This is a genomic window from Clostridium sp. SHJSY1 (genome assembly GCF_031626875.1).
Classification (GTDB): domain Bacteria; phylum Bacillota; class Clostridia; order Clostridiales; family Clostridiaceae; genus Clostridium.
In genome coordinates this window covers 14,032-27,085 of sequence record NZ_JANDMF010000039.1, presented here as the reverse complement: position 1 = coordinate 27,085, position 13,054 = coordinate 14,032, and the positions used below count along the sequence as shown (strand labels likewise).

The 13,054-nt window shown below is 30.0% G+C and carries 11 protein-coding genes; 2 read left to right on the top strand and 9 right to left on the bottom strand.

Translation table 11 applies throughout. The features are described 5' to 3' along the window. Window positions 1-69: 69 nt before the first annotated feature. The 9 genes from spoVE to ychF all read right to left on the bottom strand — a co-directional run bounded on the left by spoVE (window position 70) and on the right by ychF (window position 10,790). Window positions 70-1,176, bottom strand: coding sequence for a stage V sporulation protein E (spoVE, locus tag NNC19_RS16610; protein ID WP_310939794.1), 1,107 nt, complete (start codon window positions 1,174-1,176; stop codon window positions 70-72). Between the two features lie 32 nt (window positions 1,177-1,208). Next, entirely contained in the window at window positions 1,209-2,186 is a 978-nt protein-coding gene (gene mraY / locus NNC19_RS16605) for a phospho-N-acetylmuramoyl-pentapeptide-transferase (protein ID WP_310939793.1), read from the bottom strand. Window positions 2,187-2,234: 48 nt separating this feature from the next. Continuing rightward, on the bottom strand, window positions 2,235-3,581 hold the full coding sequence (gene murF / locus NNC19_RS16600; protein WP_310939792.1) for a UDP-N-acetylmuramoyl-tripeptide--D-alanyl-D-alanine ligase: 1,347 nt from the start codon (window positions 3,579-3,581) through the stop codon (window positions 2,235-2,237). Window positions 3,582-3,685: 104 nt separating this feature from the next. Beyond that, entirely contained in the window at window positions 3,686-5,143 is a 1,458-nt protein-coding gene (locus NNC19_RS16595; RefSeq protein ID WP_310939791.1) for a UDP-N-acetylmuramoyl-L-alanyl-D-glutamate--2,6-diaminopimelate ligase, read from the bottom strand. Window positions 5,144-5,186: 43 nt separating this feature from the next. Beyond that, the gene (locus NNC19_RS16590; RefSeq protein ID WP_310939790.1) at window positions 5,187-7,418 is read right to left on the bottom strand and encodes a stage V sporulation protein D; all 2,232 of its coding nucleotides are present in this window, start codon (window positions 7,416-7,418) and stop codon (window positions 5,187-5,189) included. A 48-nt stretch (window positions 7,419-7,466) separates the two neighbouring features. After that, window positions 7,467-7,967: a hypothetical protein gene (locus tag NNC19_RS16585; RefSeq protein WP_310939789.1), complete on the bottom strand. Its 501-nt coding sequence runs from the start codon at window positions 7,965-7,967 to the stop codon at window positions 7,467-7,469. Window positions 7,968-8,000: 33 nt separating this feature from the next. Further along, the gene (gene rsmH, locus NNC19_RS16580) at window positions 8,001-8,933 is read right to left on the bottom strand and encodes a 16S rRNA (cytosine(1402)-N(4))-methyltransferase RsmH (protein ID WP_310939788.1); all 933 of its coding nucleotides are present in this window, start codon (window positions 8,931-8,933) and stop codon (window positions 8,001-8,003) included. Window positions 8,934-8,945: 12 nt separating this feature from the next. Then, window positions 8,946-9,374: a division/cell wall cluster transcriptional repressor MraZ gene (gene mraZ, locus NNC19_RS16575; RefSeq protein ID WP_310939787.1), complete on the bottom strand. Its 429-nt coding sequence runs from the start codon at window positions 9,372-9,374 to the stop codon at window positions 8,946-8,948. 318 nt (window positions 9,375-9,692) lie between these two features. Then, window positions 9,693-10,790, bottom strand: a complete 1,098-nt coding sequence (ychF, locus tag NNC19_RS16570; protein ID WP_310939786.1) for a redox-regulated ATPase YchF — start codon at window positions 10,788-10,790, stop codon at window positions 9,693-9,695. 290 nt (window positions 10,791-11,080) lie between these two features. Here ychF and NNC19_RS16565 point away from each other — a divergent pair, with 290 nt between their 5' ends. Together NNC19_RS16565 and pdaA are read left to right on the top strand one after the other, a co-directional pair. After that, the gene (locus NNC19_RS16565) at window positions 11,081-11,992 is read left to right on the top strand and encodes a C39 family peptidase (RefSeq protein WP_310939785.1); all 912 of its coding nucleotides are present in this window, start codon (window positions 11,081-11,083) and stop codon (window positions 11,990-11,992) included. A 246-nt stretch (window positions 11,993-12,238) separates the two neighbouring features. Then, entirely contained in the window at window positions 12,239-13,027 is a 789-nt protein-coding gene (gene pdaA / locus NNC19_RS16560) for a delta-lactam-biosynthetic de-N-acetylase (protein WP_310939784.1), read from the top strand. Window positions 13,028-13,054: the final 27 nt, after the last annotated feature.

Here is a 13,054-nt window from a genome sequence, read left to right as displayed (position 1 = left end):
TACATAATTATAAAATATTTCAAAAAACTACTGCAAATTTACGGCAGTAGCTTTTCTTTATTATTTTATTTAGTTTTTAATTTCCTTTTGTCTTGAAATATTCAAGAGTATTCCCATAGCTGCCATAGTTATAGCAAGCGATGTGCCTCCATAACTTATAAATGGTAATGGTACTCCAGTAACTGGCATAGATCCTGTAACAACTGCAATATTTATTATTGTTTGAACTCCGATTATTGATGTTATTCCAACTGCTAAAATAGTTCCATAAGTATCTTTGGCTTGTAATGCTACTTTAATACCTCGCCATATTAAAAATACAAATAATGCTATAATAACTATACACCCTATCAATCCCAGCTCTTCACCAATTATTGAAAGTATAAAATCATTATGTGGTTCTGGCATATATAAAGTTTTTTGTCTTGACTGACCTAACCCCAATCCCATAATTCCTCCAGATCCTAAAGCATAAAATGATTGAATCAATTGATATCCATCTCCTGCAGCATCTTTCCAAGGATTTATGAAATTAAGCATTCTAGCTCTTCTATATTGAGGAATTAATGCAAATGCTAAAGCTGCTGTTACCAAAGTTGGTGCAACATATAAAAACATATGCTTTGTTTCTGCTCCTGCTGTAAAAAGAACAATAAAAGTTACTATCATAATAAGCGCTGCTATACTAAGATTTTTTTGTGCAAGAACTAATCCTGCATAAAACCCAGCTACACCTATATAAGGAACAACACCCTTCCAAAAATCTCTCACCCCATCACCTTTTGCTGATAAACTCATTGCCAAAAACAATACTACTACATATTTAGCAAGTTCTGATGGCTGAAATGATGTAAATCCCAAATCAATCCATCTATATGCACCATTGGTAGGTTTAAATGCATATACTAAAAGAAGTAATGGCACTATTATTATCATAAGTGGTACTGTTATCTTTTTTAACTTATGATAGTCCACATTAATAGTAATAGCCATCGCTATTACACCAAGTATACACGCAATAATTTGCTTCTTTAAAAAATAAGTACTATCCTTTAGTTTAAACATTGCATAATAAGAACTTGCAGAATACACCATTACTATCCCAATTGCAAGGAGTATTGCTACACTATAGAAAATACCATAATCTATATTTCCTAATTTTTTTTTCTTTCTCATACCTTTAACCATTCAAACCCCTCCAAAACTTACTAAAAAGCCATAAATCCTATAATACATAAAATAAATGTAATTACAGAAAATACTGTTACTATCTTAACTTCAGACCAACCTATTTGTTCAAAATGATGATGAATTGGAGACATTTTAAATATTCTTTTTCCTGTTAATTTAAATGAAGTAACTTGTAAAATTACTGATAAAGTCTCCATAACATATATGCCACCTACTATTATTACCAACAATGGTGTTTTTAAAACTAATAATATAGTTCCAATGGCTCCTCCTAAAGCTAAAGAACCAGTATCCCCCATAAATATTTTAGCTGGAAATGCATTGAATTTTAAAAATCCTAGCAAAGCTCCTGTTAAACCTATAGAAACGACAGATATGCTCTGTTCTCCTAATTTAAATGCTACTATACTTAGGAAAGTTAGAACAAGAACTGTCACTGATGTAGCTAATCCATCTAATCCATCTGTTAAATTAACTGCATTTGTAACAGCTGCAAAATAAATCAATACACATGGAAAATAAAACCATCCTAAATCTAATTGAAAGTGAAAAAATGGAACCAAAGATATCGCTGTTCCAACCGCTTTTTGTCCATATATTGCCACAGCTATTGAAAATATTATTTGCAAAGTAAACTTTTGACCAGCTTTTAACCCTTCATTATCTTTATGAATTATCTTTAATAAATCATCTAAAAAACCAATTAATCCAAATGCTAAGGTTCCATATAATACTACCATAGCTTTATCTCTTACATCATATCCCATAAAAATCATAACTATTGCTATTGATCCTATAAATATTAATCCACCAATAGTTGGTGTACCAGCTTTCTTAAGGTGACTCTGTGGGCCTGCTTTTCGTATATTTTGTCCAAACTTTAATTTATGAAGTATTGGTATTATTATTGGTCCTAGTATTATTGAAACAATAAATCCCGCTACAAATGCTATTATAATTTTGTTATTAAAATATCCGCTTAATAATTCCCCCATGGCTAATTGCTGCCTTTACGGCAGACACCTCCTTCAATCTTTGTATTTCTATTCTTGTAATTTAGTTACTATATCCTCAAATTTAGCTCCTCTTGAAGCTTTTACTAATATTACATCTCCTGGCTTTACAAAATCTTTTATTTCATTCAATAATTCTTCTTTATCATTGTAAATTTTTATTTTTCCTTTGCTAAAACCTAATTTATAATCATCCTTATATTCTCCTGTAGTAACTAAAATATCAGTTTTATCTTCTGCATACTCTCCTATTGATCTATGCGCTTCTTTTGCCTCATGTCCAAGTTCCCTCATAGTACCTAATACTGCAATTTTTCTTTTTCCATTATAATTTTTCAAAACATCCAATGCAGCTTTCATTGAATCTGGACTTGCATTATAGCAATCATTAATTATGGTATATTCATTAACTTTAGTAAATTCTAATCTCATAGAGGTTGCTTCAATATGTTCTAAGCCTCTACTCATCTCTTCATATGTTACTCCAAGCCTTTTGGATGCAACTATACCTAATAATGCATTTAGTACATTATGAGCACCAACCATTGGAAGTACAAATTCATATTCTTCATTTTCATCTATAAATTTAAAAGAAGTTGTATTTTCCCCTAAAACAATGTCTTTTGCCTTATAACTATAACCTTCATCATATCCAGTCTTTATTATCTGAAAAGATTCTTCTTTTAATTTATTTAAATATTCATCTGTTCCATTAACTATAAGAACATTTTCTTTATCAAAGAAATCAGCAATTTCCATCTTAGCTTTTAATATATTTTCCTTAGTCTTTAAATTCTCAATATGCGATAATCCTATATTAGTTATTAGTGCTATGTCTGGTCTTGCACAATCAGCAAGAATATGTATTTCTCCTAAATTGCTCATACCAAGTTCTAAGACTGCTACTTCTATAGATGAATCTAAACTAAGTATCATAAGTGGTAATCCAATATGATTATTAAAATTTCCTTTTGTCTTGAACACTTTATATTTTTCACTTAAAAAGGCCGCCACTAAATCTTTAGTAGAAGTTTTTCCTGTAGAACCAGTTATACCAATAACCTTTACTCCTAGCTTTTTTCTATAATATTTAGCTAATAAAAGTAATGCATCATATGCATTTCCCACCTTAATAACTGTACCTTTTATTTTATCAACTTCAAAAGCTATTTCATCTACAATCGCAATTGATGCACCTTTATTTAAAGCATCCTCTACATATTTATTTCCATTGAAATTTTCACCTTTTAAAGCTAAAAATATATTATCTTTTTCTATTTTTCTTGTATCTGTACAAATAGCATTAAATGTTTTTCCATTTTCTACAAGTACTTCTCCATCTATAGCTTTTACTAATTCATTAAAAGTTAACTCCACTTGTCTACTCACCTATCTTTTTTTATTTTATGAATATGTGGAATACTGCTTTCTTTGCAATATTCCACATAACTTATTATAATATCCCACTTGTTTAAATATTCTTATATTCTTGCCTTTAAGATTTCATCTACAACTTCTCTTTCATCAAAGTGTATCTTACCTGTTTTTAAAATTTGATAATCTTCATGTCCTTTACCAGCTATAACTATAACATCACCAGCTTCAGCTAAATCAATTGCTTTTTCTATAGCTTCTTTTCTATTTTCTATAACTTCATAATTTTCTTTATCTATTCCAGCAGTAACATCTTTAATGATTTCTATAGGATCTTCTGTCCTAGGATTATCAGATGTAACAATAGCTATATCTGATAAATCTGTTCCTATTTTACCCATCTGAGGTCTTTTAGTCTTATCTCTGTCACCACCACAACCAAAAACAGATATTAATCTATTCTTAGTAAAGCCCTTAGCTGTTTTTAAAATATTATCCAACCCATCAGGAGTATGTGCATAATCTAAAATTATTGTATATGGTAAGTTATAATTTCTACCAACCATTTCACATCTGCCTAAAACAACAACTTCTTCTATTCCTTTTTTTATGCTTTCTAGTGGAATTCCTAATTTATACATAGCAGCTATCGCTCCTAATGAATTGTATATATTAAATTCGCCTGGCATTCCAACTATAAAGTCTTCTTCTTTATCAAGCTTCAATTTAAATCCTATATGTGTACTTTCACATTTTTCTTCAAATGCCTTAAAATCACTCTCTTCTTTTATCGAAACAGTTACTATATTATTTTCACCTTGATTTTTAAGATCCCTAACTACATCTTTTCCATAATTATCATCTATATTCACTACACTTAATTTACTTCTCTCAAATAACTTAAATTTTTCAGCATAGTAATTTTCAAAAGTTTTATGAAAATCTAAATGATCTCTAGTTATATTAGTAAATATTCCTGCTTCAAATTCTATACCATAAACCCTATCTAATGCAAGTGAATGAGAAGAAACCTCCATCACACAATACTCACATCCTCTATTTACCATTTCACAAAACAGTTTTTGTAATTCTAAAGATTCAGGTGTTGTCCTTTCTGTATCTATCCTCTCATTATCAATATAATTAGCTATAGTCCCAATAAGGCCAACTTTCTTACCTGCTTTTTCCAATATAGTTTTAAGCATAAAAGCTGTTGTAGTTTTTCCATTGGTCCCTGTAACTCCAATAACCTTCATCTTTTTGCTAGGATTATCATAATAATTACATCCTATAACGGCCAATGCTTTTCTACTATCCTCAACTTTGATTATATTTATATTTTCATCATCACATTCTATCACATCTTCACATACTATGGCTATAGCACCTTTTTCAATAGATGCTTTTGCATATTTATGCCCATCCACAGCAAACCCTTTAATGCATACAAAAAGATCACTTTCCTTAACAAGTCTACTGTCATAGTTAACTTCATTGATTTCTATATCATCGCTTCCTTGTATTACTTCATATTTTAGTCCTTCTAATATTTTTTTCAAAATCATACTATCACCTCAAATTTATTTATCTTTCTTATAGTTAATCTTTCTAATTAGAACTTGACTCTAATGTTATTGGTTCATCATTATAATCAGAACTTAATCCTAATCCTATTTTTTGGTCTTTTGTAATTACTTCACCTGCTGGTATATCTTGAGTATCTACCACACCTGTTCCTGAAATTGTATAATTTTTTACTCCTAAAGAATTTAATAATTCCTTTGCTTTATCTAAAGAATATCCCCTAAGTTCAGGCATTACAATACTATTTGAACTACCACCATCATCATTCCCATAAAGACTAATCTTTGAACCTTCTTTTACAACATATCCTGGATAAGGTTTAATTGTTTTAACCACATCACCTGACCCTACTAATTCTCCAGTTATTTTCAAGTTACTTAAAACTTTTTTAGCTTCTTCTACCTTCATTCCTCTAACTTCAGGTATTACAACTTCTTTAGCTAAAGCATTATCATTTTCAGATGCAAACTTACTTTCCATATAGTTAAATATATCAGTAAATAATATTTTAGCATATGGAACTGCAACTTGGCTAGCATAGTATGCTCCATTACTTGGTTCATCTATTGTAATCATCACAGTAACTTTAGGGTCACTAACTGGTGCCATTCCTACAAATGAAGATATATATTTCTCATACTTTCCAGTTTCTCTATTTACCTTCTGTGCAGTACCAGTCTTTCCACCTATATGATATCCTTCAATAAATGTCCCATTTCCTGAACCATTAGTAACAACTCTTTCCAAGTATCCTCTAAGTTCTGCTGCATTGTCACTTGAAATTACTGTATTTTTATTTGCCTCAAATGATTTATCTACAACCACTGTACCATTATTATCCTCATGAGTAACTTCTTTCATTACATGTGGTTGTATTAATGACCCTCCATTTGCTATTGCATTCAATGCAGCCATGTATTGAACTGAGTTAACAGTATTAGTTTGCCCAAAAGATATGGTTGCTAAGTCAGTTTGTGAAATGCTATCAACTGGTTTTACTATCCCTGGAGCTTCACCTGGTAAATCCACACCACACTTTTTACCAAAACCAAATTTAGCTATATATTCGCATAATTTTTCTTTTCCAATTTTTTCACCTAACTGCATAAATCCTACATTACAAGAATTTTGTATTATATCTCCAAAATGCTGTGTTCCATGTCCTCCAGATTTCCAGCATTTTATTGTACTACTTCCAAATTTCAAGCTACCATTGCATGTAAATGTATCACTATCAGAAATCAATCCTTCTTCCATTGCTGTAGCCGCAGTAACTACTTTAAATATAGACCCTGGTTCAAAGGTATCACTAACCATTCTATTTCTCCACATTTTTTGTAGTTTTTCACCTTCAGTATTTCCTTCAAAATTTTGTATTCCATCATAAGGATTATTAGGATCAAAATCTGGTTTGTTTGCCATTGCTAATATTTCTCCTGTCTTTGGATCCATAACTACTACTGAAGCTGCTTTTGCTTTTTGTTCTTTTGCAGCTTGGGTTGCAACTTTTTCTGCAAATGATTGAATATTTTCATCAATAGTCAGATTTACATCTTTGCCCTCTACTGGTTCAGTATACTGCGAAACAGTATATGGTAAATCTCCACTTTTACTATCAAGTTCAGCTATTTTCATCCCTGGTGTTCCTGATAGTTCTTCATTATATTGAAGCTCAACTCCAGTTAAGCCCTCTCCATCACTATTAGTACTTCCAAGCACATGAGCCAAGAAATTATTATTAGGATAATACCTTCTTGTATCAGGTGATATTATAACTCCAGGTATTCCAAGCGCTTTTACATTATCAGCTGATGATTTTTCTATTCTTCTTTTCACTATAGCAGATCCTGCATTTGCTCCAGATTTAAGTTTAGTTTCAAGTTTATCTAAAATTTCTTTTTCTTCTAATCCCATGGCTTTACTTATAACTTTAGCTAATTCTTCATTACTTTTATATTTTGCATCATCTTTTTTAAGATATGCCCTAATAGAATTCAAGTCAAAATCCACCCTATACACATTAGCTGAAACAGCAAGTTCAACTCCATTTCTATCTAAAATTCTACCCCTCTTAGCTGATATTTTAACTTCGCTTGTCCACTGATCTATCGCCATTGCTGAATATTCACTCTGTTTAACTATCATTATATAAGCTAGCCTTAATGTAAGTAAGAATAATAAGGTTGTTATAGCAATTAGTGATGAGCTTATTCTTTTCCTCATTTTTGCCTTATCTTTATAATTTTTCTTTTTCACTTTAACTCCTCCGTCAATATTCATTAATAAACAAACTTAGGATGCACTCTATTTTAGCGCATCCATTAGTTTTGAAAACCAAGTTTCATTTTCTGATTTATCTTCTTGCTTACTTTTTTCTTCATCCTCTAAGTAGTTATTCGGTATTTTGACCTCTATTCTATTATCTTTTGTAGCTACAACCATTCCAAGCTTTTGTTCTGCTTGACTTTTTATATTATCAATAGTACCAACTTTCAAAAGATCTACTTTTAATGCTTCATTTTGATCAGTCATATTTTTTATTTGAGAATTTAGGTCTGTTACATCTTTTTGCATATTGTAAACTTTAATATCTCTTGAAACAATTAACATTCCTATAATAAATATGAAACTAGCCACCTGAATAGCAGTTTTTCTTATGTTTTTCAGTTCTTCAAATTTTCTTTTATTTCTTTGCTTTTTTGCACGTTCTAATTGTTTTTCCCTTTTCTTATCACTTTCTATTCTTTTTCTCTGTGGTTTTATCACAGTATTTCCTTTTACATAACCATCTTCATTTATTATCATAATATTCTCACCTCAATTTATTTATACCACTATTTATATTCTTTCTATTATTCTTAGTTTTGCACTTCTACTTCTAGGATTTTCTTCTACTTCATCTTTTGTTGGGTCTATAGCTTTTCTACTAATTAACTTTACTAAAGGTTTCTTGCCACAAACGCAAATCGGAAATTCCTTTGGACACATGCAAGGATCAGCTAATTCTCTAAACTTAAGTTTTACTATTCTGTCTTCTAAAGAATGAAATGTTATAATTGCCATTCTTCCACCTATGTTTAGTCTATCAACTCCATCTTCTATAGCTTTATTAAGAATTCTAAGTTCCCCATTCACTTCAATTCTTATAGCTTGAAAAGTTCTCTTTGCTGGGTGAGGACCATCTCTCCTAGCTTTTGCAGGTATTGCTGCTTTTATTATGTCAACCAATTCTAATGTTGTTTCTATAGGCTTTTCACTTCGCCTATCCACTATAAAAGTAGCTATTCTTTTAGCAAATCTTTCTTCACCATAATCTTTTATTATTTTATAAAGTTCATCTAATGAATAATTATTTATAACATCATATGCTGAGAAATCATTTTCTCTATTCATCCTCATATCTAAAGGAGCATCCTTCATATAACTAAATCCTCGCTCTCCTTCATCTAATTGATACGAAGAAACTCCAAGATCCATTAATATACCATCTACCTTAGGTATATCTAAACTTTCCAATATACTATCTATATTATGAAAATTATTGTGTACAAATTTTATATTATTATATTCTTTTAATCTTTCTTTAGCTGCCTTCAAAGCATCTTGATCTTGATCTATTCCAATCAACAATCCTTCATTAGAAAGTCTTTTTAATATATGAGATGAATGTCCTGCACCACCAAGAGTACAATCAACATATATTCCATCTTCTTTTATATTTAATCCTTCAAGACACTCATTAAGCAAAACTGAAATATGTTTAAATTCCATCTACAAAACTCCTTATATTCCTAATTCACTCATTTTTTCTGCAATGGATTCATAATCCACATTTGAATCATTATATTCAATCCATTTTTCTTTGCTCCATATTTCTACTCTAGTTAAAACACCTATACTTACTATTTCCTTTTCTATTCCTGCATATTCTTTAAGATTTTGTGGAATCAGTCCTCTTCCCTGCTTATCCATTTCAATTTCACATGCTCCTGCAAAGAAAAATCTCACAAAAGCTCTTGCATCTTTACTAGTCAAAGGTAGAGTTTTTAATTTCTCTTCTAACTTTTTCCATTCTTCAAGTGGATATATATATAAGCACCCATCTAATCCTTTGGTAATAACGAACTTACTCCCAATATCCTCCCGTAATTTGGAGGGTACAATCATTCTGTTTTTTGAATCTAAGGCATGTTGATATTCACCTATTAACATAAAATGTACTCCTCTTTATACTTTTTGGTAATGCTACTCTACTTTTAACCACTTTACTCCACTTTGAACCACTTTTTATAACTATTCGTTAAATAATTAGAATATCCTTTTTTTTCTGGGATTTATTTTATAAAAAAATTGTTGTTAAACTCAAAAAAAGCTAAGCAACTATGGCTTAGCCTTTATATAATAGGACTTTATAGAGATTTAAGAGAAATGCTTTATATCAAATTATTTTTTCACTAAAGAACTATAATTCGCACATTTTTTTGTTTTATTTTGCAAAACAAAACCTTTTTTCAATAAAACAAGTAATAATTAAACATTAAATCTAAAATTAACTATATCTCCATCTTTCATTATATACTCTTTACCTTCTAGTCTATATACACCTTTTTCTTTAGCCTTTGCTTCAGATCCACACTCTATAAGATCATCATAAGAAACTACTTCCGCTCTAATAAATCCTCTTTCTATATCTGAGTGAATTTTTCCTGCAGCAGCTGGTGCCTTTGTGCCTTCTTTAATTGTCCATGCCCTCACTTCTTGAACTCCTGCTGTCAAAAAGCTCATAAGTCCAAGTAATTTATATGATGCTTGAATAAGTTTATCAAGTCCCGATTCTTCCAAACCATACTCAGCTAGCATTTCAGCCTTTTCTTCATCATCAAGGCCAGATAACTCTTCTTCCAATTTAGCACAAACTACCATAACTCCAGAATTTTCATTACTTGCATATTCTTTCACAGTTTGAACATACTTATTATTTGGATCTCCGCTCATTATATCATCTTCTGATACATTACAAGCATATAACACTGGCTTTGATGTTATTAAAAATAGACTTTTTATAAATAAAGCTTCATCATCTGTAACTTCTAATGTTCTAACAGGTAGATTTTGTTCTAAATGAGATTTAACCTTCTCCATTAATTCATATTCAGCCTTTGCAGTCTTATCTCCTGATCTTGCAAGTTTAACTGACTTTTCCATTCTTCTTTCAAGCATTTCTAAATCTGAAAAAATAAGTTCTAAATTAATAGTTTCAATATCTCTAATTGGATCAACACTTCCATCTACATGAACTACATTTCCATCATCAAAACATCTTACAACATGAACTATTGAAGCAACTTCTCTTATATGTGATAAGAACTTATTTCCTAGTCCTTCACCTTTTGAAGCTCCTCTAACCAATCCAGCTATATCATAAAATTCTATTGAAGTATATACTTTTTTCTTTGTATTATATAATTTTTCTAGCACATCTAATCTCTTATCTGGTACAGATACAACTCCAACATTTGGCTCAATAGTACAAAATGGATAATTGGCTGATTCCGCTCCTGCTTTTGTTATTGCATTAAACAAAGTACTTTTACCTACATTTGGTAGTCCTACAATTCCTAATTTCATTATGTATATTCCTTTCTTATTTCAAAACTGACCTTATAAATTATAATACATTTAATATATCACAAAATTCTTCTAAAATAAACTTTTAAAATGTTTATTCCTCCATATTTATGCCATTTTATACATTCTACAAATTTCTCATTCTTAAACTACAAACACAGATATTATTGTATAACCCAAGATATAAAAGCCACCTTTTTCACAAGTTATTAAATTATATATTGTTTTGACAAAAAAACTCAAAACTATTATACTATTTAGTAAAAAAGATATCTTTAAGGGGGAATAGCATGAAAAATATTAAAATTAAACAAATTGTCTTTACAGCATTGCTATTGACTAATTTAATAACAAGTAGCATAAGTGTACAAGCTAAACAAACAACTTATCAAAACAACATCATAGCAACTGCAAAAACCTACGATAGTTCTTCAACCACTGATTCTCAAAAACAAGAAATAGATACTACTTGGGGATTGGGAAAAAATCAAACGGAATATATAAAAAATAATAAGTCTTATAATTGGTATATAGACCAAGGTAATACTGGTAAATACTCTGATGGTAATTGTGGGCCAACTAGTACTGCTATGGTATCAAAGTGGGTTGACGAGAGTTTCTCAAAAACTGCTGAAGATGTAAGAAATTCAAATCCTAAAAACGGTAGTTGGTGGTCTACAAATGATATAACCAATTACTTCGATTCATATAAAATCAAATACAGTATTGAAAATTTAAGAGATGATACTTTAAAATCTAAATTAAAACAAGGAAATATTGCTATTCTTTGCATAGATACATCTTATATACCATACAATAATAATCCAAATCAAAGAGTAGGCAGATTTTATGATTTTCAAGGTGGTCATTTTATTGTAGTCAAAGGTTATAGAATAGTTGATGGAAAAACTTATTTTGAAGCATATGACCCAAACAATTGGAATGAACACTATCAAGATGGACAAGAAAAAGGAAAAGATAGATACTTCCTTTCTGAAGACTTAATGAAAGCAGCACGTAATAATTGGAACTATTCCATAATAATTAATCCTAAAACAAGTCCTTCTAAAACTGATTCAAACATACCAAATAATTCAACAACTTCAAAAGATTCAGTTACTCCAAATGACACAATTGATTCAACCAATTCAAATTCCTCAAAAGCTTGGAACTGGTTCAATTGGTTCAACTGGTTCAACTAAAATTATATCCTTCAAACTATTATAATACATTAGATTTAATTCTGAAAAACTAACTTTAAAAAGCAATTTCGCTATTCTACAAGGCTTAAAAGACTTATGAGAAATTATTTTCTCACAAGTCTTTTCTCATATCTCTTTTAAATTTTATTCTACATATAGTTTTTGTAAAAGTTAAATTTTCGTATTTATATTTAATCTTGTGCACATAATACTTTTGAGACTAAGTAAAAAGCAGGTGATATTTTTATGAAGAAAAATATAGTTGTATTCATTTTAGCAACTTCATTATTATTTTTATTACTTTTTCCAATAACCAAAAACACAAATGCATCTAATTACGGAACCGAGCTCAATTGGAATTTCGTTCCAAGCAAGGTGCCAGGAGAAATTCCTCAACCTGCAAAAGAGTCTATAGATTTTTTAAAAGATTGTAATGGTTATTATCTTGGAGATACATCTCAAAAGGTTTTATATTTAACTTTTGATGAAGGATATGAAAAAGGTTATACAAGCAATATATTAGATACCTTAAAAGAATTAGAAGTTCCTGCTGCTTTTTTTGTAACAAAACCATACATTGATAAGCAATCAGATTTAATTACCAGAATGGTTAATGAAGGTCATTTAGTATGTAACCATTCACATCATCATTATTCTATGGCATCTATTCACGATAAAGATGCATTTAATAAAGAAATAACTGATGTAGAAGATACTTTTAAAACTTTAACCAAACAAAATATGCCTAAATTTTTCAGACCTCCTATGGGTAAATATACAAAAGAATCTTTAGAAATGACAAAAGAATTAGGATATAAAACTATATTTTGGAGTTTTGCTTATAGAGATTGGTTTATAAATGATCAGCCTTCTGAAGAATATGCTATAAAGAAAATAAAAAGTGGAGTTCATCCTGGCAGTATACTACTTCTTCATGCTGTTTCCAAGACTAATACTAACATATTAAAAACTGTGTTAACAGATTTGAAAAGTGAAGGATATGAATTCAGGCCTTTAACAGACTTACCTGAATAGAATGCAAAAAGTCAACTAAAGATGAAA

Excerpts from the sequence above, each read along its gene's own strand:
- spoVE (WP_310939794.1), bottom strand. The coding sequence starts at position 1,176 with ATGAGAAAGAAAAAAAAATTAGGAAATATAGATTATGGTATTTTCTAT.
- mraY (WP_310939793.1), bottom strand. The coding sequence starts at position 2,186 with ATGGGGGAATTATTAAGCGGATATTTTAATAACAAAATTATAATAGCA.
- NNC19_RS16595 (WP_310939791.1), bottom strand. The coding sequence starts at position 5,143 with ATGATTTTGAAAAAAATATTAGAAGGACTAAAATATGAAGTAATACAA.
- NNC19_RS16585 (WP_310939789.1), bottom strand. The coding sequence starts at position 7,967 with ATGATAATAAATGAAGATGGTTATGTAAAAGGAAATACTGTGATAAAA.
- rsmH (WP_310939788.1), bottom strand. The coding sequence starts at position 8,933 with ATGGAATTTAAACATATTTCAGTTTTGCTTAATGAGTGTCTTGAAGGA.
- mraZ (WP_310939787.1), bottom strand. The coding sequence starts at position 9,374 with ATGTTAATAGGTGAATATCAACATGCCTTAGATTCAAAAAACAGAATG.
- ychF (WP_310939786.1), bottom strand. The coding sequence starts at position 10,790 with ATGAAATTAGGAATTGTAGGACTACCAAATGTAGGTAAAAGTACTTTG.
- NNC19_RS16565 (WP_310939785.1), top strand. The coding sequence starts at position 11,081 with ATGAAAAATATTAAAATTAAACAAATTGTCTTTACAGCATTGCTATTG.
- pdaA (WP_310939784.1), top strand. The coding sequence starts at position 12,239 with ATGAAGAAAAATATAGTTGTATTCATTTTAGCAACTTCATTATTATTT.